Here is a 26,220-nt window from a genome sequence, read left to right on the forward strand (position 1 = left end):
CGCGGCAGCACCTGGTCCAGCGTTGACACCGGTCGTGGGTCAGACATTCTGTTTGTGCAGCTATTGCGACATCGGCGACGCTCGCGGTGCCGCGTGGGGCTACTAGGACGCTTGGACCTGACGGTGGAGGAACGCTCGGGATGACCAGTGCCAGTTTGCTGTCGGTGAACGTCGGCCTACCGAAGAACGTCTCGTGGAACGGCAAGACCGTCTTCACCGGCGTCTGGAAGGAGCAGGTCGACGGTCCGGTGATGGCACGGCGGCTGAACCTCGACGGCGACGGCCAGGGCGACACCGCCGGCCACGGCGGTGAGCAGCGGGCGGTGTTCGTCTACCAGATCGAGTCGTACCACCACTGGGAACAGCACTTCGGCCGGGACGACTTCGTGTACGGGCAGTTCGGGGAGAACCTGACGGTCGACGGGTTGCCGGACGACGAGGTGTGCATCGGCGACCGGTACCGGATCGGCGAGGCCGAGTTCGAGGTGACGCAGCCACGCGTCACCTGCTACCGGGTCGGTCTGCGGATGGGCGAGCCGGAGCTGCCGGCGCTGCTGGTCGCCCACCACCGGCCGGGGTTCTACTTCCGGGTGATCACCGAGGGCCGGGTCGAGGCCGGTGACGCGATCGTCAAGACCAGGACCGGTCCGGGCGCGCTGAGCGTCGCCGACACCGACGCTCTGCTCTATCTCCCGCATCGAGACCTCGACGGTGTGCGTCGTGCCCTGAAGATCCCGGCCCTCAGCCCCGGCTGGCAGGGGTCGTTCCGTGAACTCCTGGAGGCCGATGCGACCGGCGCGGGTACGTTCACGGCAGCGGGGACATCGGGGGCGACACCGCCCGCCTGGGAGGGCTTCCGTGCGTTGCGGGTGACCGACGTGGTCACCGAAACCCCGACCGTCTCGTCGATCCGGCTGGCGGCGACCGACGGCATCGACCTGCCTGCGGCCCGGCCGGGCCAGTACCTGACGTTCCGGTTGCCGGACGCCGGACAGCCGGTCCCGGTGCGCAGCTACTCGCTGTCCTCCACGCCCGGGACCGGCAGCTACCGGATCAGCGTCAAACACGAGCCACACGGGATCGCGAGCGGCTACCTGACCAGCCGGCTGCGGCCCGGCGCCGTACTGGAGGTTGCGGCACCTCGAGGCGAGTTCGTGCTCGAGGACGGCACCGAGCCGGTCGTGCTCGTGTCGGCCGGTATCGGCGTCACACCGGTCATGGCGATGCTGCATGCGCTCGCGGCCGCGCGCAGTACTCGCGAAATCTGGTGGATCTACACCGCCCGCGGACCAGCGGAACACCCCTTGGCCGCAGAAGCGAACGATGTGCTGGGCACGCTGCCACATGCCCATGAGCATGTCTACTACAGCTCATCCGGTGGGCGGCTCACCAAGGAGAAGCTGGTCGACCTGGCGCTCCCGGTCGATGCGACGGCGTACATCTGCGGCCCGGTCGCGTTCATGGCGGACATGCGCGAGGCGCTGACCGCCGTGGGGATCGAGCGGATCCACACCGAGCTGTTCAGTGCGTTGCCGTCGACCAACCCGGGCATCGTCAACCAGACGCTGCGTCCGCCCCACCAACCTGCCGAGCTCGGCACCGGGCCGCTGGTGACGTTCGCCCGCAGCGGCCTCTCGACGCCAGGTGGCGAGGGCAGTCTGCTCGACCTGGCCGACGCCTGCGACGTCCCGACGCGCTTCAGTTGCCGCACCGGCGTGTGCCAGACGTGCGTGACGCCGTTGCTGTCCGGAGAGGTCGCCTACTCCCCCACTCCACTGGAATCACCGCCGGACGGCCAGGTCCTCATCTGCTGTTCTCGCCCAACCACCGACCTGGTTCTGGACATGTAGTGGAATTCAAGCTCCAAGTGGCTCTTCTGACTGATGTGTGGGTGGGGGTGGGTGCGGTACAGCGGACTTTTCGACAGGACGTGTTCGCGGTCGGCTGGCCGACCCAGGCTCAGGCAATCGTCCATCACCTGGTCAGTGGGGTTCGGTGGGGTCGGAGTCCTGGTGCGTGGAGGGTTTTAGCCCGATCCGGGAGGAAAACCCTCCTCAAACCGGCAGAAAACCCTCCACCCGAACAGAACAGGGCGCACCCCGGGGCCGGTATCTGCGTGCCCACACCCTCCAGCGCCACGGACCCATGGCCAGCCCTCTCCCCGAGTCAGATCGGGGTCGGGGGAGTCTGCCGATCCAGGTGGGTGACGCTGCCCAGACATACCCGCACCGACCAACAGCGGCCGACCGTCGACAGTCCGCACCGCCCCCACACCGGGTGGGGGCCGGGACGGAGCGGGAACCGACCAGGAGCACCACGCAACACGCTCCGAACCACCCACATCCAGCAGAAGAGCCCTCCAACTTGTCAATCTGCCCGTTCGCGACGTCGACGCAAACGTTGGCTACGGCAACTTGATGCCGAACCCGGGCTGCTCCGACAGCATGACGTAACCGTCCGCCAGCGTGTAGCCGTCGCCGTCGGTGCCCTCGGTGTGGCCGGGGACGCCTTCGACGATGGGGATGTTGCCGAGTCCGGCGGCGAGGTGAGCGGCGTACAGGGTCTTGAGAGGCAGGCCCCAGGCGTGCGGAGAAGCTTCGGTGGACGCGTCGACGAGGCGTGGCATCGTTCGTCGCCACGCGGTGAGGCCGTGGCCGATGACATCCATCAGCGCGATGTCCAGGAGCCCTTCCTGCGCGAGCCTGACGATGTGCTCCTCGTCCGGATCGAACTCGCCGTCCGCGATCTTCGGCCCGGACATGCCGAGCAGCTCGCGCAGGAAACGGAAGTCCTCCCAGCGCTCGGCGAACGGCTCCTCGATCCAGTAGAGCCGGCAGTCCCCGACCGCGTCGAGGTACGCCGTCAGCGTGTTCACCGTGTAGCCATCGTTCGGGTCCACCAAGATCTCGGCGTCCGGGTAGAGCTCGCGAGCCAGCCGGGTCACCTCGATGTCCCGCTCGAGCCCGGCCAGCGGGTCCATCCAGCGATACCCGCGTCCGAGCTTCAGCTTGAAGTCGCGGAACCCGAGGTCGTGGTCCTGGCGAAGGTTCGCCCGGATCACCTCGATCCCCTCCGCCGCATCGAGATCGTCGAAGTAGATGCCGCCGCTGTAGCACCGGATCCTCGGAGTACCCGCGGACCCGAGCATCGCGTAGACGGGCACCTCCAGGATCCGCGCCGCCAGATCGTGCAGCGGATAGTCGAGGAACTCGGCCGCGGGGTCGATCACGCCTCGATCCGGGTCGATCAGCTCGGCCAGATTCCTGCCCACGAGTCGCGCCGGATCCCCGGCGGACAAGGGAAGTCCCCAGCCGGTGGCCCCACGATCCGTCTCCACGACGTACGCCGTTGCCGTCCCGCCACTGCCGTGATCACCACGGAACGAGTTGCGCCCGACGGGACGGACGTACCGGTAGCCGATCTCGGCGGTTGTGACAGCTCTGATGACATGCCTGGCAAGTGTCATCGTTCAACGATAGAGACCGACCAGCCGACGGTACGCGTCCGGAGCACTCAGGACGTCGGTGTTGTCGGCGAACTGATCGATCGCTCCGAACCGCCCGAGCCTCGTCAGCCGGGGATCCTCGACCGTGGCGAGGCACGCGTCGACGAACCGCGAAGCCCCCACCACCATCGCGGGCCGGTCGAAATACGGCCGTGGCGACGGGTCGATCGCGTCCGTGATCCCGAGGGCGTTGTGCCGACGGGCGACCAGTTCGTACGCCGTGATCAGGGCGCGCTCACGCTGACTGAAGTCATCGGCGGCGACCACCTCCGCCAGCGCCTGGTCCAGCCCGTCGTCGTGCCCCAACCGCGCGAACGCCGTACCGAGCCATTTGGAGTACGGCGCATAGGTCCGCGACTGCAGGAAGGCCAGCCGCATCACATCCCGCACCAGCCGCCCGGCCACGATCCGCGACCCCAGCTCGTCGCCGACCTCGTGGGTGCGCTGGACGAACGCCTCTTCCTGCGCGATGCGAGACCACTGACACGCGAGCAGCCAGCGCCACACCTCATCCGGATACCAAGCGAGGGCCTGACGGACCGCCTCCAGCCGGCCGTCGTCGGCGTACACGCGCCCGGCAACGACTCCGAGAATCTGCTGCTGTGGAGTGATCAGCCAATCCTCGAGGCCGATCCCCCGCGAGGCATCGAACCCCAACTGCCCGCGCAGCCAATCCCCCAGCGTCGCGACCGTCACATGGTGTCCCGGCTCCCGACCGTCCCACCCGAATCGGACCGCGAAACCCTGATACTCCTCCGGCAGCCCAGTCTTAACGAGCGCTCGCACCCGCTCGACCTCTCCCGCATCCACCAACACCACTACCCGCGGACCCCACCCGTGATCCGTCGACCGCTCGGTGTCGTAGCCCAGCACATCCGACCCCCAGCCCAGCAACCCCGCCGCATACCCGACGTCGCCCACCAACGGCGCGATCACCTCGGCGTGAAAGCCGACCCCGAGCTCCCCCGCACCACGAAACTCCACCTTTGCCTCCTCAACAGCTCGACGTCGCACCCGATCGTCGTCCGTCTAGAGTGTCGCGGGTGATGAGTGTTTCGCATGTGGTTTGGGACTGGAACGGGACCCTCCTGGACGACAACCAGGTCGTGCTGGCCGCGGTCAACGAGGTGTGTGCCGGGTTCGGCCGGGCGGAGCTGAGCTGGCCCGAGTGGCAGGCGGCGTACGCGCGGCCGCTGCGGGCGACGTACGAGCGGATCCTGGGCCGCGCGCTCGACGACGAGGAGTGGGCTCGGGTCGACAAGCTCTTCCACGACCGGTACGACGCACTCCTGCATACCTGCGGTCTCACAGCAGGGGTGACGGACGCGTTGCGGCAGTGGAACGAGAGCGGCCGCAGTCAGTCGCTGCTGTCGATGTGGTTCCACACCCGGCTGACCCCGACCATCGAGGAGTTCGGCCTCACGCGGTACTTCACCCGCATCGACGGCCTGGCCGGTGACGTCGGTGGCGACTCGAAAGCCGACAGCCTGATCCGCCACCTCGAGGCCCAGAACCTCAATCCCGCCGAGGTCGTCCTGATCGGTGACGTGGTCGACGACGCGCACGCCGCCCGGTCCGCCGGCGCCCACTCCATCCTCGTCACCACCGGCGCCATGAGCCGCGCCGCCCTCGAATCCACCGGCGCTCCCGTCACCAACACCGTCACCGAAGCCCTCCACCTCCTCGAGCCCTGACACCGGGATGGGCAGTGAGGGCATGATGGAGCTATGGAGGACACAGCTCGGCTGAGAGCTTCAACCGGTGACAGCTCAGTGGAGAACGCGCAGGCGAACGGTCGCGTGGCCGCGACCTTCGCGCGGTTGGCGTTGGAGATGCATGAGGCGGACGGCATCGACGAGACCGTCGATGCGGTCGTCCAGTTCGCGCTCCAGGCATTGAACTGCAGCTATGCGGGCGTCGCCCTGTATACCCGCGGCGGGCAGCCCGAGGTACCGGCGGTGACGGACCCGGTCGTGGCGGAGATCTACCAGTTCCAGATGAAGGGCGAGGACGGTCCGCTGTTCGCGACGATGCGGGACCGGGCGACCGTACTGGTCCGCGACACCACCACCGACACCCGCTGGCCCGACTGGGCGGCGAAGGTCACCGCGCTCGGAGTCCGCAGCGTGCTCGACGTACCGCTGGCTCTGGGTGACGCAGCCTCGCCGACCGTCGGCGTACTCGGTCTGTACAGCCCGCAGCCGGACGCCTTCGACACAGACGACGAGGCGATCGCCCACATCCTGGCCCGGCATGCCACCGTCGCGCTCGCGACCGCGCGGCACGAGCAGACGATGTCGGCCGCGGTCGACGCCCGCAAGCTGGTCGGCCAGGCGATGGGCATCCTGATGGAGCGGTACGCCGTCGACGGCGACCGCGCGTTCGCCATCCTGAAGCGCTACTCACAGGACACGAACACCAAGCTCCGCGACGTCGCCCAGCAACTGATCGACACCCGGAAGCTCCCGCGCTGACCGGGCCGGCTACCGCCCCACGGCCTTCGCCAGCTGAGCCTTGGTCATCTTCGACCGGCCCTTGACGTTCTTCTGCTTCGCCTCATTGTAGAGCTGCTCCTTGGTCCGGCCCTTCGACCCGGTGTGCGAGCGCAGCCCACCACGCCGGCTCGACGAGATGTCGTGCGTCGAGCTCCGGCTCTTCTGCTTCGCCTCACCCGACCGCGCCCGTTCCTTGTTCACCGTGCGCGCCGCGATCTCCTCCGCGGTGTCCTCACTCCGGCCGCGCTTCTTCAGCCCGGCCTTGATGTGCTCGTACTGCCGCTCCCGCTTCGGGCTCGATCCTGCAGGCATGGTCTACTCCTTTCCCGTAGCCCGCCGGTACCCGCCGCGCAACAGCACAATCCCCCGGTCTACGCCGGTGCGTGCTCCTTCAGGATCGTCATGAAGGCGCGCATCCAGGTCGGGTGATCAGGCCAGGCTCGTCCGGACACGACGTTGCCGTCGACGACCGCGTCGCCGTCGACCCACTCGGCTCCCGCGCCGCGCATGTCGAGCTCCAGGGCCGGGTACGCCGAGGTCTTGCGACCGTTCAGGACACCGGCCGCCGCGGGAATGAGCGGTCCGTGACAGAGCTGGGCGACCGGCTTGGATTCGCCGTAGAAGTGCTTGACGATCCGCTGGCAGTCCGCGTCGTTGCGGATGTACTCCGGCGCCCGCCCACCGGGAATCACCACCGCCACGTAGTCGGCCGGATCCACATCCGCGAACGCGACGTCGGCCTGCCACGTGTGCCCGGGCTTCTCGGTGTAGGTGTCGAAGCCGTCCACGAAGTCGTGCACCACGAACTGCAGCTTCTTCACCGCCGGCGCGGCGATGTCAACGTCGTACCCCTCCTCGAGCAACCGCTGGTAGGGGTAGAACACCTCCAGGTCCTCCGCGGCATCACCGGTGAGAATCAGAACCTTCGCCATCACGCATCTCCTTCGCAGCGTCCGTCACCACCGCAAGCCTCCTCCGCCCCCCAACACCGGTCAAGGGTGGTCCCTGCGGTGCTGCTGCTGGTCGTCGGACGTTCGCCCGGTGGTCATCCGGGAATCGGCGGCAAGCTACGTCGCGGTCCGACGGTGGCACAGCGCCGACCCTGCCGGACACCACCGGCCAGTACAACCTGGCGCAGTACCAGGCCTCTCAGCTGCCACTGCCAACCATCCCCGGCAGCGAGCAGCGCGCCCCACGCCAGGAGCCGGGCCACCGGCCTCACGTCGGGTGAGTCCTCATCCGGCCTGGGCCTGACTTCGTCTTTCGTCGCCCTTCCAGTCCGAGTTGAAGCCGTCGAGATGGGGGTGGTACATCTCGTTGCCGGCGTGCTGGGTGAACTCGACCTTCATCCAGAGCCGGTCCAGGTCGAACATGTCGACGCACACGTCGATCAGGCTCTGGGCCAGCTCTGCCCGGGTTTCGTCGGGGCGGCCCTGGCGGATGTCGCACATGATGAGGGCCGAGGGTGTGGGCGGGCCGGATTCGTGGCACCGCCAGACGCCGCCTTCGCCCAGGTCGTGCACGGAGACCGTCAGGAGGTCCATGGCCACCTGCATCGTGGTTCCGTAGATGGCGCCGACGCGGTGGGCCAAGGCTTGTTTGGCGGCTGCGTCGATGGTGATCGGCAGGTCGATCTGGATGGACGGCATGAGATCTCTCCTCTTCAGCGTGACTGAGCCGTGGTTTGCGTCGCCTGCAGTGCTCGAGCCGCCGCGAACAGCTTCTGTTCGTTGCCGGGGGCTACCAGAAGCTGGATCGCCACCGGCAGACCGTCGAGGCGTCCGGCGGGCACGCTGATCGCCGGCATCCCGGTCAGGTTCCACGGGCTGGTGAGCGAAAGCAGCGCCGACCGGACCTCGAGGTCGTTGCCGGCGACATGGATGCTGCGGGCCCCTATCTCTGGTGCGACGATCGGCACCGTCGGGAGGGCCAGGATGTCGAAGTCCCGCAGCATCCCGTCGACGACTGCCCGCAGGTAGTCGCGAGCGTGTTCAGCCTGGGCATAGGGCCCAGGCTGAACCCGGCCTCCGGCCTGGAGTCGTGCGAAGACCTCGGTGTCGATGAGCTCGCGGTCACCGTCCAGGTGGTGCTCGTGTACGCGGAAGGCCTCGCTGCTTTGCAGCGTCGTGAAGGCTTCGAACCAGGTCTGGTCGCCAGGCGCCCGCGGGAATCGTGGCGCTTCCTCGACAGCGAACCCGGAGCGGTCGAGAACATCGCGGACCAGCGCCTCCACGCGTGGGTCGGTCATCGCGATGTCACGAGGCGAGATCCATCCGACCACCACCTCGCCCCCACGCTCCGCGTCGTACGTCGGTTGGTCGGCGAGTGCGTCATATCCGAGGCGCACGTCCTCGACGGTTGTCGCGAACACGCCGACATGGTCGAGGCTCGGTGCCAGCGGATACACGCCTTTGGTCGAGATCGCGTCGTAAGCGGGTTTGAAGCCGACCACTCCGCACAGCGCGGCCGGCACCCGGACGGAACCGGCGGTGTCCGTGCCGATCGCGAGCGGCACCATTCCCGCAGCTACGGCCACGGCGCTCCCACCGCTGCTGCCGCCGGACATCCTGCTGGGGTCGATCGGGTTGCGCGAAGGCCCATGGACGGAGCGGTCACCAGTCGCTCCATAGGCGAACTCGTGCAGTGTCATCTTCCCGACGATGACGGCGCCGCGGTCACGCAGCCGCCTGACGACCTCGGCATCCTCCGTGGCCGTCGCGCCGAAGGAGGTTGCCGATCCGCACGTGGTCGGGAGCCCCTCCATGTCGATGAGGTCCTTGACTGCGACCGGTACGCCGTGGAGCGGGCCGCGATCGATATCGGCTGCCCGCTCTTCGTCCACGATGCGCGCCGAACTGTAGGCACCTTCCTCGTCGATCAGCGCGAAGGCGTTCACGGTCGGGTTGAGCTCGTGGATCCGGCGCAGCGCTCTGCCGACCAGGTCTGTGGCCGAGGTCTCGCCGCTGCGCAGGGCGCGCGCCAGCTCGGTGATGCTGGGAGTGACGGTCATGAGGCGACTCCAGGGATGAGGCCGAGGACAGGCACGATGACCGCCGTACAGACGCTCATCGAGGCCACGTTGCCGATGAAGGGATGGAAGGACGCCGGGAGGCGGCGCGAGATCGCAGCTGCGACCGGCGGAGCGATGAGTGCGCCGACCAGGGCGCCCAGGAGGACGGCTGGGACCGTCCCACCGAAGGCCAGCACGGTGGCCGGGGCGACCGACACAACCGGTACGAATGTGGGGTAGAAGCCGTGGGCATGCCAACGCCTGCGCCAGATGAGGACACCGGTCAATGCGGTGACGGCCTGTGCGGCAAGGACAGCCAGGAAGAGACCCGAGCCGTAGACCAGCGCCGAGGGGCTGATCGCGTAGGCGACGACGGCCCCGACAAGCATCGCGGCGCTCGCCCATTCGTTGCCGAAGAACTGCGCTTCGGTGAAGTCGGCCAGCGCGCGGCGTAGGACCCACAGCCAGGAAGCGGTGCGTGGATCGGGGTCATCTGCCTTGGCTGCCCGCCAGGCGCCAGGCGCGGGCATCCAGGGCAGGAATCGGACGAGAGAGAACGCAACGAGGGCGCCGATCCACATCCCACTGGTTGCGCCGACGACCAGAGGCAGCTCCAATGGCTTGCAGACAAGGTCGACCGCGGCGATCGACGCCGGTGGAGCGAAGAGCGCTCCGGTGATGGCCGCCGTCAGGCCGACGATCCGTCCGGGACCGTAGAGCACGACCATGGCCGGCGCCACGGAGACGAGCGGCACAAAGAGGGGCTGCCAGACGCCGGGCTCCAGCGTCCACCCCCACGCAATGGTGCCCAGCGACAAGCTCAGGAGCGCGCTGCCCGCAGCCCACGGCCAGAGTCCGGTGCCGCAGGCCTGCACGAAGCCTCGCCACTTCCATGACTTCCGATCCGCCAGGTGCCCGATCGCGCCACCCACGAGCAGGCATGCGCCGGCGGAGGCGACAGCGTAGTACTGCGGTTCGCTGATGGAGGTGATCAACCACAGGGCCAGGCCCCGTGCATCGGCGTAGCGGCCATCCCACACCTGCCTACCCGATTCGTTGCCTGCAGCAAACATCCAGGCGACCAGGACCACGAGAAGGATGCCGCCGAGGCCGCCTGCGACGTACTCGACCCGGTACCGCCGGAGCGTGCTGCCCGGACGGCCGACCGTCGTCGTCATCACGTCACCGCGGCAGCGGCGCCGCGCCGCGATAGCCGAGCATCTGGTCGTACAGATCGGTACGGCGATCGCGATGCAGGTCGTTGAGCTGGTTCCAGATCGGGGCGGTCCTCGCGGCGGTGAGGTCGATGTCCGCGTAGATGATCGTGTCCTCGTCCGGTCCGGCGATCCGGTCCACCGGCCAGCCGTTCGTGCCGGCGATCAGGGAGTTGCCCATGAAGCCGGCGCCGCGCTCCTGACCGATCCGGTCCGCGGTGGCGATGAAGACGTTGTTGGCGTGCGCGGCCGTGATGGTCAGATGTGCGGCCATGCACACACCGCTCGCGTCGTACAGGGGCGGCGGGGTCCAGACCCAGCCAGTGGGGATGCAGATGATGTCGGCGCCCAGCTGGGTGACGATCCGGGCGGTCTCGGGGAACCAGATGTCCCAACAGACCAGCAGCCCGATCCGGCCGATCCGCGTGTCGAACACCGAGAACCCCTCGTCGCCCGGGGTGAACCACAGCTTCTCGGTGTTCCACAGGTGGGTCTTGCGGTACCGGCCGATGTAGCCGTCCGGGCCGACGAGGACCGCGGTGTCGAAGAGCCTTCCGTTCGACTGTTCGACGACGTTCCCCACGATGTAGACGTCCCGCTCAGCGGCGATCCGGGTGAACAGGTCGACACTGCGGCCGCCGGGCACCGGCTCGGAGTGCGCGTACGCCTCCTCGCGGGTCTCGAACACGTAGCCCGTGGTCGCGAGTTCGGGAAGGACGATGAGGCCCGCGCCGTGATCGGCGGCAGTCGTCAACCGCTCTTCCACGGCGGTGGCGTTGGCCTTCAGGTTCTCCACTCCGACGTGCGGCTCGAACTGCACCACCGCCACGCGCACCGGGCTCACCCTGGTGTCCCGGCCGGCCTCCGACTGCTCCGTCATGGTCTCTCCTCTGTTCTGCCCCGCACCAACTGGTTTCAACTTGAAACCGATGCGAGGGACCGTAGCAGCGGCTGGTTTATACTTGCAACCAGTTGCGAAGAAAAACTTGTGGGCGGATCGATCGGTAAGGGAGTGACATGGCGCGACGCGTGAGCCACGAGGGGGCGGAGTGCCCGGTCGCCCGGGCGGTCGACATCATCGGCGACCGCTGGTCACTCCTGCTCGTTCGCGACGCCTTCGACGGGATCACCCGGTTCAGCGACTTCCAGCGCAGCCTCGGGCTGGCCAGGAACATCCTCGCCTCACGACTGAAGGAACTGGTCGGCGCGAGCATCCTGGAGGTGGTGCCCGCCGCCGACGGCAGCGCCTACCACGAGTACGCGCTCACCGAGAAGGGTCGCGAACTGTTCAGCATCGTCGTCGCGTTGCGGCAGTGGGGTGAGGATCACCTGTTCGAGGACGGCGAGCCGCACTCCGTTCTCCTCGACGCCGCCAACGAACGACCCTTGCAACGGCTCGAGGTCATCGACGCGAGCGGCCGCACGGTGACCTCGTCGGACACCTTCGTCCGCAAGGTCTCGCACTGAGCTCAGTCGGGATAGGTGCCCGGGTCCGGCGTGACCGTGGGCGGGATTCGAGGCAGCAGCGTCGGGTCGGCCGCTGCCGATTCAGCGAGGTCGCGACAGCGGGCGAATGCGACGTCGCCGCACGACTGGGCGTACTCGATCAGTTCGCGCAATGCCACCAGCCGGCTCGGGCGTCCGGTCAGGAACGGATGCATGCACAGATTGAACAAGCAGCGGTACTGGCGCATCGCGTCCAGCTCCGCCCGCCACATCTCGAGCACCTTCCGCGGCGACTCGATCACCGACCCGATCTGCGGGGACGGCAGGTACGCGTACTGTTCCCAGTCGTCCAGCGACCAGTGCACCGGCAACTCCACGAACGTCCCGCCGTCGACCTCGAGCCGGTAGGGCCGGTCATCCCCCATCAGCGACGAGTCGTAGGCGAGCCCGTGCTCGGCGATGAGGTCGAGCGTGACCCGCGTCGCTTCCCACAGCGCCGCCCGGTGTCCACGGATCTCGATGCCTTGGGCATCGAACACCGCCAGGGCCCGCTCGAAGTCCGCACGCTCCTCGGCCGCGCCGAGCGAGGTCGGCGCACGATGACTGTAGGAGTGATGCGCGACCTCGTGACCGCGCTCGACGATCGTTGCCGCCAGCCCCGGTCGGTGCTCGGCCACCCACCCTGGAACGAAGAACGTCGCCGGTACGCCGAGTTCCGCCAGTAGCTCCAGGATCCGTGGCACTCCGACGTCCGGCCCGTAGGCCTGGTGCGACATCGTCATCAGATGATCGGCGTACCGGCGGCCCGCCGCCAGGATCGGCGTCTCGGCATCGACGTCGAAGGTCAGCGTGACAACAGCGGCCGCCCCACCGTGCCACGTCGAATCCGTCATGGCTGATCAGTCTGCCACTGGCGGGCGTTGGCCAAGGTCGCCGCCGGCTCCAGCATCCGGCGATCGAAACGAGTCAGCTCCGCCTCGTCGGCCAGGCGCCGCGGCAGGTCCGGATTCGCCAGCGCTCCCCGGCCCAGCGAGAGCAGGTCGGCGTGCCCGTCGGTCAGTACCCGATCCGCCTGCTCCGGGTCGTGCATCCCGCCGTTCGCGATCACCGGCAAGCCGCTGACCCGTCGCGCGAGTCCGGTGATCGTGTGACCGCCCTGCAACCGGGCGGTGTCGAGCCAGTTGCGCCCCTCGCTGGCGACGTGCAGGTAGCCGATGCCGGTGTCTGCCAGGGTCGCGAAGATGATCTCGGCGTCGTGAGCGCCGCCCGGCCAGCGATAGTCGAGGTCGTTCACCTTGGTCTGCGACAGCCGGACCCCGACGACGAAATCCGAGGGGGTCGCGGCCACGACGGCGGCCACGACCTCGGCGGTCAACCGGATCCGGTTCGCGACAGGTCCGCCGTACGAGTCGGTGCGCTCGTTGGTGTAGACGGTGAGGAACTGGTCGAGCAGATACCCGTTGGCGCCATGGATCTCGACTCCGTCGAAGCCGGCGTCATGTGCTCGCACCGCCGCCGCGGCGAATCCGGCGACGATCTCCTCGATCTCGGCCACGGCGAGCTCGCGAGGCGTGGGCCAAGGCCCGCTGCCGCCGTACTCGGTCAGCATCTCGCCGATCGGCCGGACAGCGGACGGCCCGACGCGCTCCGAGCGATGCGGGTTGCCCTGCGACAGCGCGCCCGCGTGCATCAGCTGCGCGATGATCGGGCGCCCGGCGGCATGCACCCGGCGGGTCACCTCTCGCCAGCCGTCGACCTGCTCCGAAGTGCTCAGCCCTGGCTGGTTCAGATACCCCTGGCTGTACGACGAATCCGGGTAGATCCCCTCGGTGATCACCAGACCGAACCCGCCCTCGGCGAACTCGGCGTAGTAGCCGGCCATCTCCGGCGTCGGCACACCGTCGGGTGCGGCCGACACCCGGGACATCGGTGCGACAGCGAACCGGTTCGCCAGCGCGAGGCCGGAGAGTTCGGCAGGTTCCAGGGCGGGGTGGAGGCTCGTGGTTGTCAGGTCCATGCCGACAACTGCACCATCCGTCGCCCCCCTTCGCGATGGAGTCGGCCACAGAGAACCGGGCCTGCGCTGGAGGATTCTCCACTGAATCCGGGCAGCCCTCCTGGTTGGGTTGCCCCATGACACAGACCATCTCGCGCACCACCGTCCCGGCACGGACCGGACGAGCCGTCCGAGTCCAGCGCGGTGACCACGTTCGGGTCGTCGACCTCGCCGGAGCGCAGGTCGGTGACCTCTTCGCGTACGTCGCCACGCCGGACGGCATCACCGCGGAACACCTGAGCGCCTCCCACACCAGGGCCGCCGTCAGCCGCCTGTTCCCGGCAGTCGGTGAGGCCTTTGTGACCGATCGACGCCGACCCATTCTCACCCTGGTCGAAGACACGTCGCCCGGCGTGCACGACCTGCTCATCGCGGCCTGTGACGACGCCCGGTACGCCGCTCTCGGCGTACCGGATCATCCGTCGTGTGCGCGCAACCTGCGAGATGCGCTCGGCGTCGACGTCATACCGCAGCCGGTCAACGTGTTCATGCGGGTCCCGATCGGCGCCGGGGCCACGCTGGATTGGTTGCCTGCGGCAACTCGTCCGGGCGACTCGATCACGTTCCGCGCCGAACTCGACTGCGTCGTGGTGGTGTCGGCCTGCCCGCAGGACCTGACGGTGATCAACGGCGAGGCACCGACCGACCTCGCCGTCGACGTACTGCGGTAACCCGCTACCGCGACTTCGCCATGTCGCCCGCCTCGAGGGCGAGGTAGAGATCGACCCGGTCCTCGGTCCGGGCGACGTCGCGACCGGTCAGCTCGGTGATCTTCGCCAGCCGGTTCCGCAACGTGTTGACGTGCACGTAGAGCGCTGTCGCGGTGGCGGCGAACTGTCCGTCGTTCGCAAGAAACGCCCGCAGCGTGGTCTCCAGCTCGCTCTCGCGCAGTCTGTCGTGCTCGCGAAGTGGTCCGAGCACTCCGTCCACGAACCCCTGCAGCGTCGCGGCGTCCTGGAGGCCGAGCAGCAGCCGGTGGGTGCCCAGCTCCCGGAACGACGCGACCGCCGGACCGCCGCGCCGGCGCCGCAGCACCTGACACGCCTCGCGAGACTGCACGAGCGGTTGCCGCAGCTCCGCCGCCGAGGAAGCGGTGTCTCCCAGCCCGACGACAGGCCGCCGATCGGAGAACCGGGTCCGCACCGCGGAGCACAGCTCGATGGCGAGCTTGCCGAGATCCCGTCGAGGACGTTGTACGACGGCGACCACGTCCTGGCTGCCTGCGGCGACGGCAACGGCCAGGCTCTGGGACAGGAAGAACTCACCGACCGTCTCGGCCAGTCCCGGCAAGGTCGACTCGGCACCGTCGGCGAAGGCGACCGTGAGAACGACCAGCTCGGCCGACGGGTCCACACCGAACGCTCGCAGCCGGTCGGCGACCTCGGCCGCCCGCTGCGGCCCGGACTGGATCATGTCGAGCAACTCGCTGGCGAAGCGCGACTCGATCGCCTGGATCGCCTGTTGTTTGGCGACCTCCAGGCTGAGGAAGCGCGCGGCCTGGTCGAGCGCCTCCTGCTCCGCCCTCCCCAGCCGGCTCACCGGCCGCAGACACAGCAGCGCGGCGTCGGTGTCGCCGACCGCGCCGACCAGGAACACCGTCGCACGGCCGATATCTGCCCCGAGGTCGATCTCGAGCGGCGGCGGGTGCCGGGCCAGGCCGTCGGCCACCATTCGCCGCTGCTCGGCCGACAACTCGCCGCCGGTGGATGCGAGCTGCCGCGCCATCCGGTCGACCACTACCAGCGGAACGTCGTGTTCCTTCCGCAGCACGGCCAGCACACCCGAGGCTCCCGCACCGCGCGAGATCGCGGACGCCAAGGCGTCGCCGCGCCGGACCATGCCGACCAGTGCGTCCCGGCGCCGATCGGCCTGGATCGCCGAAGCGGCCTCGGTCACCGCGGTGAACGGGACCTCGATCGAGATCTCCACCAGCGGCAGACCCTCCTGCCTGCAGGCCTCGACCAACCCGTCGGGCGTGACCGGTGTCTCCTGACGCAGGCCGAAGACGATGCCCACTCCCCCAGCCCGGCGAACGCTCGCCACGAACGCGCCGGCGGACGTCTCGTGCTGCCACAACCCGTTGGTGAGGACGATCTCGCCGGCCCGCACGTACGGCGACGGGTCGGGCAACTCGGTGTTGTGCACCCACAGGGCCTCGCGGTCGAGCGCCCCCGTCGGGCCGGGGACCAGGACCTTCAGTTCGAGCGCACGATTGCCGACAAGCGCCGCCAGACTCAGCATGGTGTGAACATATCCAGTGAGAGCCCGGATTCACTAGACATCTACCCACTGCCCCGACGTGGTCACGGCTGGTTTTCTGAGCCAACTCGATCCACTGGAGGCCGCCATGACCACCCCCGCACCCGAGGCAGTGCCGTTCGACGCGCACGGCGTGGACCCGATCCCGCCGGCCGACCGGGACTCCAGTCCCCGTGAGCAGTTCTGGATCTGGGCCGGCGCGAACCTGGCGCCGATCAACTGGGTCCTCGGCGCACTCGGCATCACCCTCGGCCTGAGCCTGCTGGAGACCGTCCTCATCGTTGCCATCGGCAATGTCCTTGGCTGCGGACTGTTCGGCCTGCTGAACGTCATCGGTCACCGGACCGCCGTCAACCAGATGGTGCTCGGCCGGGCGCCGTTCGGACGCTACGGTGCCGTCGTACCGGGCCTGATCCAATGCCTGCTGACGATGGCGTGGGTCGGCGTGAACACCTGGGTCGTCCTCGACCTCGTCCTAGCCGTACTCGGCAAACTCGGCATCCGGGGCGGCGCCGGTCTCGAGTACGGCGTCGCCGCGGCGATCATGATCCTCCAGCTCGGCCTGGCGCTGTACGGGTTCTACGCGATCCGCACCTTCGAGAAGTACACCGTCCCGTTGACGGTGCTGGTGATGGCGATCATGACGGTGCTCGCACTCAGCCGGACGGAGCTGCACTGGACCGCGGCCACCGCGAGCACGCCGGCCGACAAGCTGACGGCGATGACCCAGTTGATGACCGCTATCGGTGTCGGCTGGGGAATCAGCTGGCTGCCGTACTCCGCCGACTACAGCCGCTTCGTCCGGCCCGAGGCGTCCAGCCGATCCGTCTTCTTGGCTACTGCTCTCGGGATGTACGGCCCGACCGTCTGGCTCGCGGCCCTCGGCGCCTGCCTGGCCAGCGCGGGCACGAGCAGCGACCCCTCCGCTCTCGTCACCGAAGCCTTCGGCGTCATGGCCGTGCCCGTACTCCTGCTGATCATGCACGGTCCGGTCGCGACCAACATCCTGAATCTGTACTCGTGCTCGCTCGCCGCACTCTCCATCGGGATCAAGGCTGCGCGGTGGAAGGTCACCCTCCTGGCCGGCGTGGTCGCGTCCGCCGTCCTGGTCGTGTTCGTGCGCGCGGGCAGTTTCGGGCAGGCCTTCGACAGCTGGATGGTCTCGATCCTGGTCTGGATCAGCCCATGGAGCGCCATCGTCGCGGTCGACTACCTGATCCTCCGCCGGGGTCGCCTGGACATCCCCGGCCTGTATGCGGCCAACTCGCCGTACGGCCGCTGGAACGTCCGGGCACTCGTCAGCCTGCTGCTGGGCCTGGTCGCCGGCTGGAGCTGGCAATACGGATTGGTCCCGGCCATGCAAGGCCCCATCGCGGTTGCTCTCCACAACACCGACTTCTCCTGGCTATCAGGCGCCCTGGTCGGCGGAGGCCTCTACTACCTCGCCAGCCGCCGGGTCATCCTCAGATCCGCCGACTTCACCCTGGAAACCAGCTGACTTACCCGCGGGCTACCTGGAAGGGTGCGAAGGATTGGGCGGTCGGCATCAGTTCGATGGTGTTGATGTTGACGTGCGCGGGGCGGGTGGCCACCCAGTGGATGGTGTCGGCGACATCGTCCGCAGTGAGCGGCTGCATCCCGTCGTACACGGCCTCGGCCTTCTCCTGGTCGCCGGCGAACCGAACGGCGGAGAACTCGGTCGCCGCCATCCCCGGCTCGACGCAGGTCACGCGAACGCCCGTACCGTGCAGGTCGCTGCGAAGGTTGAGGCTGAACTGGTGAACGAAAGCCTTGGTCGCGCCATACACATTGCCACCGGGATATGGATAGCTGCCGGCGACCGATCCGAGGTTGATGACCTGACCACCGCCTCGCTCCACCATGCCGGGAACGACCGCGCGGGTGACATGCACCAGACCGCCGCAGTTGGTGTCGATCATCCGGTCCCAGTCGGCCAGGTCGGCGCGTTGCGCGGGCTCGAGGCCGAGTGCCAGACCCGCGTTGTTCACCAGCACGTCGATCGCGGCGAACTGCTCAGGCAGGTCGCCGAGGATCCGCGTGACCGCCTCCGGATCGGTGACGTCGAGGACCACCGGAAGGACGTCCGCACCGAGGTCGGCGGCGAGTCCGGCCAACCGGTCGGCTCGCCGCGCCGCCGCGACGACGCGGGCGCCATCGTTCGCGAAGCGACGGACGACAGCGGCTCCGAAGCCGGAGCTGGCGCCGGTGACCAGGACGGTGCGCGGCGCCGTCACCGTGCATCAACTCCGTCGCTCATCGGCTTCAGGAACTCCGCCAGTGCGAGGCCGAACTCCTCCGGTCGTTCGAGGTTGGGAAGGTGACCCGCGCCGTCGATCACCACCAACTCGGCTCCCGGAATGTAGCCGGCCGTCCTGGTCGCCCACTCCACCGGCGTGTACTCGTCGTCGCGGCCGACCATCACGAGCGTCGGTACGTCGATCCGCCGCAGCAGGTCCACGTAGTCCTGCCGTTCCGCCCGGCCGCGAAGAGCCGCCGCCGCGCCTTCGGCCGGAGCGTTCCGCATCATCGTGAGGACGTGCCGCGCGACCTCGGGCCGCGCCTCGATGGTGCCCGGGGCAATCATCTTCGGCAGCAGTTCGTCGGCGTACTCGGCCATTCCTTCGCGCAGCAGCCGATCAGCCACCTCGTTGCGCTGCCGCCTGCCCTCGGCGGTCTCCGCCTCGGGGAAGGTGTCGGCGAGGACCAACGCACGGATCCGCTCCGGCACGAGCCGATACAGCTCCAGCGCGATCTGGCCGCCCATGGACAAACCGGCGAGAGCGAAGCGCTCGATCCCCAGGTGGTCGAGCAATCCGATGATGTCAGTGGCGAAGACCTCCAGCGGCGTCACCCCTGGCACCACCGTGGTGTCGCCGTACCCGCGCAGGTCGGCGGCGATCACGCGCCACCCGTCCGCGCCGAAGCGTTCCGTCTGCGGCCGCCACATGCTGCGGTCGAAGGGATGCCCGTGCACCAGCACGAGCGGTGTCCCCGCCCCGATGTCGTCATAGTCGACGGTGATGCCGCCGATCTGCGCAGTGCTCATGATCAGTCCTCACAGCTGCTTCGACCCTGTTGACACTCGATGCTATTCGGGACAAGATGCGAGTGCAATAATTTTATTGCACTCGGTGCAATCGTGAGGAACCATGCAGGACTATCGCTTGATCGCCGACGAGGTCGCCGCCGCCGTCGCGGGCGGACGGCTGCGCCCCGGTGATCGGCTCCCACCCCAGCGGCGGTTCGCCCGCCAGCACGGCATTGCCGACTCGACCGCGGCGCGGGTGTACGGCGAACTGATCCGCAGAGGCCTGGCCGTCGGCGAAGTCGGCCGTGGCACGTTCATCCGCGCCGCGCCGCCAAGGACCGAGCCCTTGCTGTCCGAGCCGGCCACCGCACGGATCGACCTCGAGCTGAACTTCCCGATGCTGCCCGATCAACCTGAACTGCTGGCCAAAAGCCTGGCAGGACTGTTGCGCACCGACGCGCTCGGCGCCGCCCTGCGGCCCGTCGGCGCCGAGGGCACTCCGGCGGCGCGAGAGGCAGCCGCTGAGTTGCTCCGTACGAGCGCCTGGGCTCCGGAGCCCGCGACCATACTCTGCGCGGGAAGCGGCCGGCAGGCGCTGGCAGCCGCTATCGCGACCCTCGTGCCCGCCGGCCAACGCCTCGGCGTCGAGGAACTGACCTACCCCGTGGTGAAGTCGATCGCGAGCCGGCTCGGAGTGGAGCTGATCCCCTTGCCGGTCGACGAGTCCGGCGTGCTGCCCAGCGCCGTACGGAGTGCGCGTCGCTCCGGTGGGCTCGGTGCAATCTATCTCCAGCCGACACTGCACAACCCGCTCGGGATCACCATGCCCGCCGCCCGTCGGTCGGAGCTCGCGGAGCTGATGCAACGCCTCGACCTGGTCGTGATCGAGGACAACGTGAACGGGTTCCTCGCCGCCGACGCCGTGCCGCCGCTCGCAGCGGCAGCGCCGGACCACACGATCTTCGTCGACAGCCTGTCCAAGCGGATCGCACCAGGTCTGACGCTTGGTTTCCTGGTGGCGCCCGCCCGCCTGACCGCACGGCTCGGCACGGCACTGCGATCCGGCGCCTGGTCAGCTGGGCGGTTCGCGCTGGACGCCGCGGTCCGATGGATCGGCGACGGCACCGCGGAAACCATCCAGGATCGGAAGCGAGCCGACGCACGAGCGCGGCAGCGCCTCGCCGGCGAACGCCTGCAGGGCTTCAGCCTTCAGGCGGACGTCCGCGCCTATCACTGCTGGTGGAGCCTGCCAGAGGCGTGGCGTGCCGATACCTTCGTCGCCGCTGCCGCTCGGCACGGAATCGCGGTGAGCCCCGCGGCCGCGTTCGCAGTCACTCCCGGACGCGCTCCCAACGCAGTACGCCTGGCTCTCGCGTCCCCGCCGTACGACCAACTTGCCGGCGCGCTTGACACGCTCGCGCAGATCGCGCGCGGGGTGCCGGAGGACGTCGGGGTCGAGTGAGAAGCCGAAGCACATCAGGCGAGAAGGAGTCCCGTGGACGACGTATCCGAACTGGCCGGCGGCCGGTTCTCCAAGCCGAGACGTGCCGGAGACGAGGTCCACAGATATCCGGCACAGGACAACTCCGAGATCCACCGCCTCCTCCAGCACTTCGAATCCAGGGGCTGCGCCCTGACTCCGCGATTCCTCGGTATCGCGGCCGATGGTGCGGAGCGGCTGACCTTCATCGCGGGCGACACCGGCTACCCACCGCTGTCTGACGATGTCCGCTCGGACGAAGCACTGGCCAACGTCGCGCGCGCGATTCGTGAGGTACACGACGCAAGCCAGGGCTTCGAGATGTCGAGCCTGGTGCCCGGTCTGAGCTACGAGATCGCCGGCCCGCCTGTGGTGGACTGCATCGGTCACAACGACCTGGCGCCGTGGAACATCCTCTTCGACGGGACCGACGTCCGCGGCATCATCGATTGGGACACGGCCCGGCCGTCCAGCAGGGTCTGGGACCTGGCGTACGCGGCGCATCAGTTCGTCCCGTTCCATCCCACCGCAGATCTCGCTGCGTGGGGCTGGCTGGACGAGCCGGATCGACGGCGCAGGCTGCGACTCTTCCTCGAGAGCTACGGTCTCGGCATCGAGGCCCGCGAGATCGTGGACACCGCTGTGATCAGGCTCTACGGCATGGGTGCTCATATCGCCGGCCAGGTCGCCCGAAAGGACCCCGCATTCGCGGTTCATGCTGAGGAGAACCATGCCGCGGGCTACTTCAAGGCGGCGCAGTCGTTGATCCTGATGCGCGACTCTCTGGTGTAAGGATCCGGCGAGCCGGGATCAGAGGACGACGCGGTAGTGGGTGGTCAGGCGGCCGTTGTCGTCCAGGACGTGGAAGGCCAGCCCGGGTGGCTGCTCGAGGTCTGCGGCCTCGTCACCCTCCCACGGCATCCGCAAGGTCCAGGTGATCGCCGGCCCCACGATCAAAGGACGCGTGGCGAAGATCGACGCCGCTGCGGTGTGAGCGTGGCCGGTGATGACCGCGGCGACCTCCGGATGCGCGTCGAGCAAGTCGGCCAGTTGTCCGGGCTGTTCGAGCATGCCGGAGTCGGGCATCGGGTGGTGGAGCTCGACCGGTGGCTGATGGAACGCGATCAGCGCTGAGGCTTCACGCGGAAGTCCGGCGAGGGTGGAGTCGATCCACGCGAGGGTCTCGGCGTCCAGGCGTCCCTCGTCGCGGCCTGGGATCGTGGAGTCGCACATCAGAATGGTGGTCCCGGCGATGTGGTGCGCCTGATTGATGGGGCCGTCGTCCGGCGCCTCGCCCAGCAGAGCCTTGCGGTACGCCGGTCGCACATCGTGGTTCCCGGGGCAGGTCAGCACCGGGAAGGACGCGGTCAGGATCCGGGCCGCCTCCTCGTATTCGGCCTCCTCGCCGTGATCGGCAATGTCCCCGGTGACAAGCAGAGCGTCGACCAGGCGAGGCAAGGCCCGCAGGTAGTCCATGACGCGGACGGCACGACGCGTCGCCCGTTCGGTGCCGTCCAGATGCAGGTCACTGATCTGTGCAAAGAGTGCTGTCATCTCACTGTCTCCTCCGCTGGCAGGTCCTAATGGAAGCTGTCCGTTCTTCCGTTAGAGACCCTACGATACGCAGAGTGACCTCAGCAAGTGACTATTGGTCTGAGGCAGTCGTCGGCTTCAGTTTGTTCAAGTGGTGAGCCAGCTCTGTCCTCGAGCGGACCGACAACTTCCGGTAGATCCGGGTCAGGTTGGCTTCGACGGTCTTGACGGACAGGAAGAGTTCGGCGGCGGTCTCCTGGTTGGAGTGTCCTGCTCCGACCAGCTCGGCGACGCGGCGCTCCGTTGCCGTGAGCATGTTCGTGGTGGGATGCAGCCCGACCCGACCGGCTTCGTCCCTGGCTCGTTCCGCCCAGCGCGGGACGCCCAGCTCCTCGAACATGCTCGCGGCCGCGCTCAGCGTTTCCTCGGCCAGGCGTTTGTATCCGGCGCGCCGGTAGACCTGGCCCAGAGCCAGCCGGGAACGAGCCGCCTCGAACGGACACTCGGATCCCGGTTCGTCGACGATCCTGCGGAGCTCTTTCACAGCGCCGTCGAAGTCACCACGCGCAGCGCTCAACAGGGCCTGGCAGCGGTCCGCGGCCACTGCGGCTTCCGGCCGGCCGGCTGCGCCTTGGCGTCGCAGCAGGACAATGGCCGTCTCGACGTCCTGCAGTGCGCCGATCTGTAAGGCGGCGTCGGCGAGGTCGACAGGCCACAACAGTTGCTCCAGGTCGACCAGCTTGGTGCTCGCGAAGATCTCCGCGAGCTCGCGCAGCGGTTCGAGTGCCGCGTTCCAGTTCCGTGCGGAGGTCTCGACGAAGCCGAGCTGTGCCAGAAAGCCACCCAGCCAATACCTCAACCCGCCGGCTCTCGAGCGCGCCGCCGCGCGCTCGGCCACGTCGCGAGCCGCATCGAGGTCGCCCGCGTATTCGCTGATCAGGATGCGGGCCATGTTCTCCTGCAGACCCAAGGTCGTCCAGGCACCCAGGCGATCCGCTTCGTCCAGAGCGGCCTGAGCCTCCCGCACCTTCGAGGCACGGATCAGGACCAGGATCAACCAGATGTAGAGGCTGGACAGATCGCCGTACCGGCCGGCGTCGACGGCGCGCGCGATGGCGTCGCGGACGACCCGTTCGGCCCGGTGATCGTTCCAGGCCGCGTAGAAGGCTCGGGCGCCGGCCCATTCGGCCGGGGACAGCTCGAGTGGCGAACTCTCGACCAGTCGCTCCATCTCGCGCACTGTCTGTTCCGGATCGCCCAATCCCCAGAGCTGCTCGATGGACTGTCGCTGGTACAGCGCGACGAGCTGGATGTCCGGACGCCCGGCCGCTCCCGCCTCGGTGATCGCCATCTTGGTCAGCCGCAGCGCGAGGCGCCCGTCACCTTCCATCCGGCGCTGCTCGCTGAGCGTTTGCAGGATCTCCGCACGGACCTCGCCCGGCGGTGCCAGCCGGAACGCCTGCTCGGCGAGGACCCGAGACCCTCTGAGGTCGTCGGCCAGCTTGGCCTGCCGCGCCAGTACCTGGGCATGCTGCTGCGGGACAGCGGCCAGCGCCGACCCTTTGCCCAGGGCCGACCTCGCCGAGAGGATGTCGCCGGCGTCGATGTATGTGTCCACGGCGCGGAGCCACCGACGAAAGCCGTCGGCGGTGCCCAGATCGGACGGGGTGGCCAGCGCGGCTCCTTCCAGCAACTCACCGGCCAATTGCTGGGCGCCACGACGCCGGGAGACTTCGGCTGCGCGTTCCAGGTCGCCGGCCGCCGCTTCATCGGGGGCGGTGATCGACTTCGACCGGTGGCGGGCGCGCTCGACCGGATCCTCGAGCCTTTCCGCGAGTAAGCCGTGCGTACGACGCCGCGCGTCCGGTGCCGCGGCGTCGTACATGGCCGAAGCCAGCAACGGGTGGGTGAAGGCAACGACCGACCCGGCGCCGACACGTGCCACATCTGCGTCCCTGGCAGCTTCGAGAGCCGACCGCAGTTGGTCTTCCGCGACGAACTGTTGCAACTGCGCCACGGTGAGCCGGCCCGCCGCCGACACCAGCAAGAGGACCTCGCGTGCTTGGTGCGAAAGTCGTGCGACGCGCTCGTGCAGAAGGTCGACCAGCCCTGGCGGCACGGGAAGGACCGGATCGTGGCCGGCTTGCGCACTCCCCGGCCAGCTGGACACGTCGGCCTGCATGGCCCGCGCGATCTCGAGAGCCAGGAACGGATTCCCTCCGCTCGCCCGAGCCACCCCGGCGGACAGCGGCGGAGTCCATCGCGTGCCCAGGCGCTTCCGAAGCAGCTGGCCGATCGCCCACTCCTCCAGAGGAGGCAGCGTGAACTCGTGTCCAGGCTCGGGCAGGCACCGGATCAGGTCGGCACCGGTGCCCGGGTCCGGTCGGGTTCCGATCAGGACGCTCAACCGATCAGCTTCGCCGGCGATACGGCGGAGTGCGAAGCTCAGGCTCCCGACGCTTGCCTGGTCCAGCCACTGCAGGTCGTCGATGATGATCGCGACCGGTTCCGACGTACACAGGTGCGTCAGCAGACTTCGGACCGCCAACGGCACCGCCAAGGCGTCGACCTCCCGGCCATCGGGCTCGACACGCTGCAGAGCAACCGCCAAGGCGTGCCGCTGCGGACCCGGAAGATCCCGCTCCGCTCCGTCCGGACACTGGCCGACCAGTTCGGCCAGCCCGGCGAAGGGAAGTCCCCGGTCGAATTGGGTTGGGGTCACGGAGAGCACCCTTCGCCCCCGGCGTTGGGCCAACTGATCCGCGACCTTCAGCAGGCTGCTCTTGCCCGTACCAGGCTCGCCGACGGCGACCGCACTTCCACCCCGGTCCACGACGTCGCTCATCACGCGTACGGCGTCCTCCCGGCCGAACAACCCGTACGCGGCCGCTGATACCTCACTCACGAGGGTCATCATCCTGCAAGTCGCAGACCGGATCGAGGGTCGCGGTCGAGGGATATCCCTGATGCCTCGGCCGTCGGCCCACACCTAGCGTCGCCGGTGATCCCACCGATGAAGGAGGAACACCATGAACACCAGCACCCGACCTGCCGTCGTACTGATCCATGGCGGATTCGTCGACGGTTCCGGCTGGCGGGGCGTGTACGACCGGCTCCGGGCCCAGGGGCACCGGGTCGCGATCGTGCAGAACCCGACGGTGTCGCTCGCGGGTGACGTGGCCGCGACCAAGCAGGTCCTGGACGAGCTCGACGGCCCGGTGGTCCTCGTCGGTCACTCGTACGGCGGTGTCGTCGTCACCGAGACCGGCAGCGACGAGCGCGTCGCCGGACTCGTCTACATCGCGGCGTTCGCCCCCGACAAGGGTGAGTCCGTGAACACGCTGATCGCCGACCCACCGCCGGGAGCACCGGTTCCGCCGATCCTGCCGCCCCGGGACGGCTACCTGTTCCTCGACCGCGAGAAGTTCCACGACTCGTTCGCCGGCGACCTGCCGGCCGACGAAGCCGCGTTCATGGCCGACTCGCAGGTCCCCTGGGGCGTCGACGCACTCGCCGGCTCGGTCACCGACCCCGGCTGGCGGAGCAAGCCGACCTGGTACCTGGTCGCCGCCGACGACCACATGATCCCGCCACCGGCCCAGCGCGCCATGGCCGAGCGTGCCGGCGCGACCGTCCGCGAGGTCCCCGGCAGCCACTCGGTCTACGTCTCGCAGCCCCAAGCAGTAGCCGACCTGATCAACACCGCGGTCGACTCCCTCACCTGACCCGATCGGCGCTAGTGCTCCGGGGTGGTGAGGTTGTGGAGTTGGTGGCGGCCGGTGATGCCTAGCTTCGGGTACGAGCGGTAGAGGTGCGAGGCGACGGTGCGCGGTGACAGGAACAGGCGGTCGCCGATCTCCGCGTTGGTGAGGCCGCGGGCGGCGAGGATGACGATCTCGCGCTGCTGTGCGGTGAGTTCGGCGAGGGCGTCGGGTGCTGTCGGCGTCACCGGCTCGGCTACGCCACAGGCGCGCAGCTCCGTTTCCGCACGTCGGGTCCAGGGTGCCGCGCCCAGTCGGCGGAACGTCTCCAGGGCGGTCGCCAGGACGGGCTTGGCGTCGTTGATCCGTCGCTGCCGGCGCAGCCATTCGCCATAGTCGAGCCGCAACTGGGCCCGCTCGAACGGCCACTGCTCCCCCGCAGGATCGGCCAGAGCCTTGTCGAAGTGGGCCT

Annotated in this window: 25 protein-coding genes; 9 read left to right on the forward strand and 16 right to left on the reverse strand. The window is 68.6% G+C overall.

Annotated features, from left to right (window positions below; all coding sequences use genetic code 11):
• The first annotated feature begins 140 nt into the window (after positions 1–140).
• Positions 141–1,850, forward strand: coding sequence for an MOSC and FAD-binding oxidoreductase domain-containing protein (locus OG555_RS39210; RefSeq protein ID WP_329478585.1), 1,710 nt, complete (start codon positions 141–143; stop codon positions 1,848–1,850).
• 554 nt (positions 1,851–2,404) lie between these two features.
• On the opposite strand, the gene OG555_RS39215 is transcribed toward OG555_RS39210, so the two are convergent.
• Together OG555_RS39215 and OG555_RS39220 are read right to left on the reverse strand one after the other, a co-directional pair.
• The gene (locus OG555_RS39215; RefSeq protein ID WP_329478588.1) at positions 2,405–3,466 is read right to left on the reverse strand and encodes a mandelate racemase/muconate lactonizing enzyme family protein; all 1,062 of its coding nucleotides are present in this window, start codon (positions 3,464–3,466) and stop codon (positions 2,405–2,407) included.
• Positions 3,467–3,469: 3 nt separating this feature from the next.
• Positions 3,470–4,489: a DUF4037 domain-containing protein gene (locus OG555_RS39220; RefSeq protein ID WP_329478590.1), complete on the reverse strand. Its 1,020-nt coding sequence runs from the start codon at positions 4,487–4,489 to the stop codon at positions 3,470–3,472.
• A gap of 62 nt (positions 4,490–4,551) precedes the next feature.
• Between OG555_RS39220 and OG555_RS39225 the strand changes: the two genes are divergently transcribed.
• Both OG555_RS39225 and OG555_RS39230 read left to right on the forward strand, forming a co-directional pair.
• Positions 4,552–5,199 carry an HAD family hydrolase gene (locus tag OG555_RS39225; RefSeq protein ID WP_329478592.1) on the forward strand — a complete coding sequence of 216 codons (648 nt, stop codon included), beginning with the start codon at positions 4,552–4,554 and terminating at the stop codon, positions 5,197–5,199.
• 138 nt (positions 5,200–5,337) lie between these two features.
• The gene (locus OG555_RS39230; protein ID WP_329484934.1) at positions 5,338–5,979 is read left to right on the forward strand and encodes a GAF and ANTAR domain-containing protein; all 642 of its coding nucleotides are present in this window, start codon (positions 5,338–5,340) and stop codon (positions 5,977–5,979) included.
• 9 nt (positions 5,980–5,988) lie between these two features.
• On the opposite strand, the gene OG555_RS39235 is transcribed toward OG555_RS39230, so the two are convergent.
• The 6 genes from OG555_RS39235 to OG555_RS39260 form a co-directional block, all read right to left on the reverse strand.
• The gene (locus OG555_RS39235) at positions 5,989–6,312 is read right to left on the reverse strand and encodes a plasmid stabilization protein (protein ID WP_329478594.1); all 324 of its coding nucleotides are present in this window, start codon (positions 6,310–6,312) and stop codon (positions 5,989–5,991) included.
• A 59-nt stretch (positions 6,313–6,371) separates the two neighbouring features.
• Complete coding sequence (locus OG555_RS39240; RefSeq protein WP_328519887.1) at positions 6,372–6,932, reverse strand: DJ-1/PfpI family protein; 561 nt, start codon at positions 6,930–6,932, stop codon at positions 6,372–6,374.
• A gap of 303 nt (positions 6,933–7,235) precedes the next feature.
• Positions 7,236–7,649 (reverse strand): hypothetical protein, encoded by a 414-nt coding sequence (locus OG555_RS39245; protein ID WP_329478596.1) that lies wholly within the window; start codon positions 7,647–7,649, stop codon positions 7,236–7,238.
• Positions 7,650–7,663: 14 nt separating this feature from the next.
• Complete coding sequence (locus OG555_RS39250; RefSeq protein WP_329478598.1) at positions 7,664–9,010, reverse strand: amidase; 1,347 nt, start codon at positions 9,008–9,010, stop codon at positions 7,664–7,666.
• The gene (locus OG555_RS39255; RefSeq protein WP_329478600.1) at positions 9,007–10,188 is read right to left on the reverse strand and encodes a hypothetical protein; all 1,182 of its coding nucleotides are present in this window, start codon (positions 10,186–10,188) and stop codon (positions 9,007–9,009) included. The genes OG555_RS39250 and OG555_RS39255 overlap by 4 nt, the downstream gene beginning before the upstream one ends.
• A 4-nt stretch (positions 10,189–10,192) precedes the next feature.
• Complete coding sequence (locus OG555_RS39260; RefSeq protein ID WP_329478601.1) at positions 10,193–11,104, reverse strand: nitrilase family protein; 912 nt, start codon at positions 11,102–11,104, stop codon at positions 10,193–10,195.
• A 137-nt stretch (positions 11,105–11,241) separates the two neighbouring features.
• Here OG555_RS39260 and OG555_RS39265 point away from each other — a divergent pair, with 137 nt between their 5' ends.
• Positions 11,242–11,691 (forward strand): winged helix-turn-helix transcriptional regulator, encoded by a 450-nt coding sequence (locus OG555_RS39265; protein ID WP_329478603.1) that lies wholly within the window; start codon positions 11,242–11,244, stop codon positions 11,689–11,691.
• Between the two features lie 2 nt (positions 11,692–11,693).
• Here OG555_RS39265 and OG555_RS39270 read toward each other — a convergent pair whose 3' ends face one another.
• Both OG555_RS39270 and OG555_RS39275 read right to left on the reverse strand, forming a co-directional pair.
• On the reverse strand, positions 11,694–12,563 hold the full coding sequence (locus OG555_RS39270; RefSeq protein WP_329478605.1) for a polysaccharide deacetylase family protein: 870 nt from the start codon (positions 12,561–12,563) through the stop codon (positions 11,694–11,696).
• Entirely contained in the window at positions 12,560–13,687 is a 1,128-nt protein-coding gene (locus OG555_RS39275) for an NADH:flavin oxidoreductase (RefSeq protein WP_329478607.1), read from the reverse strand. The genes OG555_RS39270 and OG555_RS39275 overlap by 4 nt, the downstream gene beginning before the upstream one ends.
• Before the next feature lie 116 nt (positions 13,688–13,803).
• On the opposite strand from OG555_RS39275, the gene OG555_RS39280 reads away from it, so the two are divergent.
• A complete protein-coding gene (locus OG555_RS39280) occupies positions 13,804–14,397 on the forward strand; it encodes an urea carboxylase-associated family protein (protein WP_329478609.1) in 594 nt (197 codons plus the stop codon).
• Positions 14,398–14,401: 4 nt separating this feature from the next.
• On the opposite strand, the gene OG555_RS39285 is transcribed toward OG555_RS39280, so the two are convergent.
• Positions 14,402–15,967: a PucR family transcriptional regulator gene (locus OG555_RS39285; protein WP_329478611.1), complete on the reverse strand. Its 1,566-nt coding sequence runs from the start codon at positions 15,965–15,967 to the stop codon at positions 14,402–14,404.
• A 106-nt stretch (positions 15,968–16,073) separates the two neighbouring features.
• On the opposite strand from OG555_RS39285, the gene OG555_RS39290 reads away from it, so the two are divergent.
• A complete protein-coding gene (locus tag OG555_RS39290) occupies positions 16,074–17,483 on the forward strand; it encodes a purine-cytosine permease family protein (protein WP_329478612.1) in 1,410 nt (469 codons plus the stop codon).
• A 1-nt stretch (position 17,484) separates the two neighbouring features.
• Here the strand turns inward: OG555_RS39290 and OG555_RS39295 are convergent, their stop codons facing one another.
• Entirely contained in the window at positions 17,485–18,240 is a 756-nt protein-coding gene (locus OG555_RS39295) for an SDR family NAD(P)-dependent oxidoreductase (protein WP_329478613.1), read from the reverse strand.
• A complete protein-coding gene (locus OG555_RS39300) occupies positions 18,237–19,052 on the reverse strand; it encodes an alpha/beta fold hydrolase (protein ID WP_329478615.1) in 816 nt (271 codons plus the stop codon). Before OG555_RS39300 ends, OG555_RS39295 begins: the two co-directional genes overlap by 4 nt.
• Before the next feature lie 103 nt (positions 19,053–19,155).
• Here OG555_RS39300 and OG555_RS39305 point away from each other — a divergent pair, with 103 nt between their 5' ends.
• Positions 19,156–20,496: an aminotransferase-like domain-containing protein gene (locus OG555_RS39305; RefSeq protein WP_329478617.1), complete on the forward strand. Its 1,341-nt coding sequence runs from the start codon at positions 19,156–19,158 to the stop codon at positions 20,494–20,496.
• A gap of 33 nt (positions 20,497–20,529) precedes the next feature.
• The gene (locus OG555_RS39310; RefSeq protein ID WP_329478619.1) at positions 20,530–21,306 is read left to right on the forward strand and encodes a phosphotransferase; all 777 of its coding nucleotides are present in this window, start codon (positions 20,530–20,532) and stop codon (positions 21,304–21,306) included.
• 18 nt (positions 21,307–21,324) lie between these two features.
• Here OG555_RS39310 and OG555_RS39315 read toward each other — a convergent pair whose 3' ends face one another.
• Together OG555_RS39315 and OG555_RS39320 are read right to left on the reverse strand one after the other, a co-directional pair.
• Entirely contained in the window at positions 21,325–22,068 is a 744-nt protein-coding gene (locus OG555_RS39315; protein ID WP_329478622.1) for a metallophosphoesterase, read from the reverse strand.
• Positions 22,069–22,159: 91 nt separating this feature from the next.
• Positions 22,160–24,952 (reverse strand): helix-turn-helix transcriptional regulator, encoded by a 2,793-nt coding sequence (locus OG555_RS39320; RefSeq protein ID WP_329478624.1) that lies wholly within the window; start codon positions 24,950–24,952, stop codon positions 22,160–22,162.
• Positions 24,953–25,076: 124 nt separating this feature from the next.
• On the opposite strand from OG555_RS39320, the gene OG555_RS39325 reads away from it, so the two are divergent.
• On the forward strand, positions 25,077–25,772 hold the full coding sequence (locus OG555_RS39325; RefSeq protein WP_329478626.1) for an alpha/beta fold hydrolase: 696 nt from the start codon (positions 25,077–25,079) through the stop codon (positions 25,770–25,772).
• An 11-nt stretch (positions 25,773–25,783) separates the two neighbouring features.
• Here OG555_RS39325 and OG555_RS39330 read toward each other — a convergent pair whose 3' ends face one another.
• Positions 25,784–26,155, reverse strand: coding sequence for a LuxR C-terminal-related transcriptional regulator (locus tag OG555_RS39330; RefSeq protein ID WP_329478628.1), 372 nt, complete (start codon positions 26,153–26,155; stop codon positions 25,784–25,786).
• Between the last annotated feature and the right edge of the window lie 65 nt (positions 26,156–26,220).

Source organism: Kribbella sp. NBC_01484, from assembly GCF_036227145.1.
In the GTDB taxonomy this organism is placed as follows: Bacteria; Actinomycetota; Actinomycetes; order Propionibacteriales; family Kribbellaceae; genus Kribbella.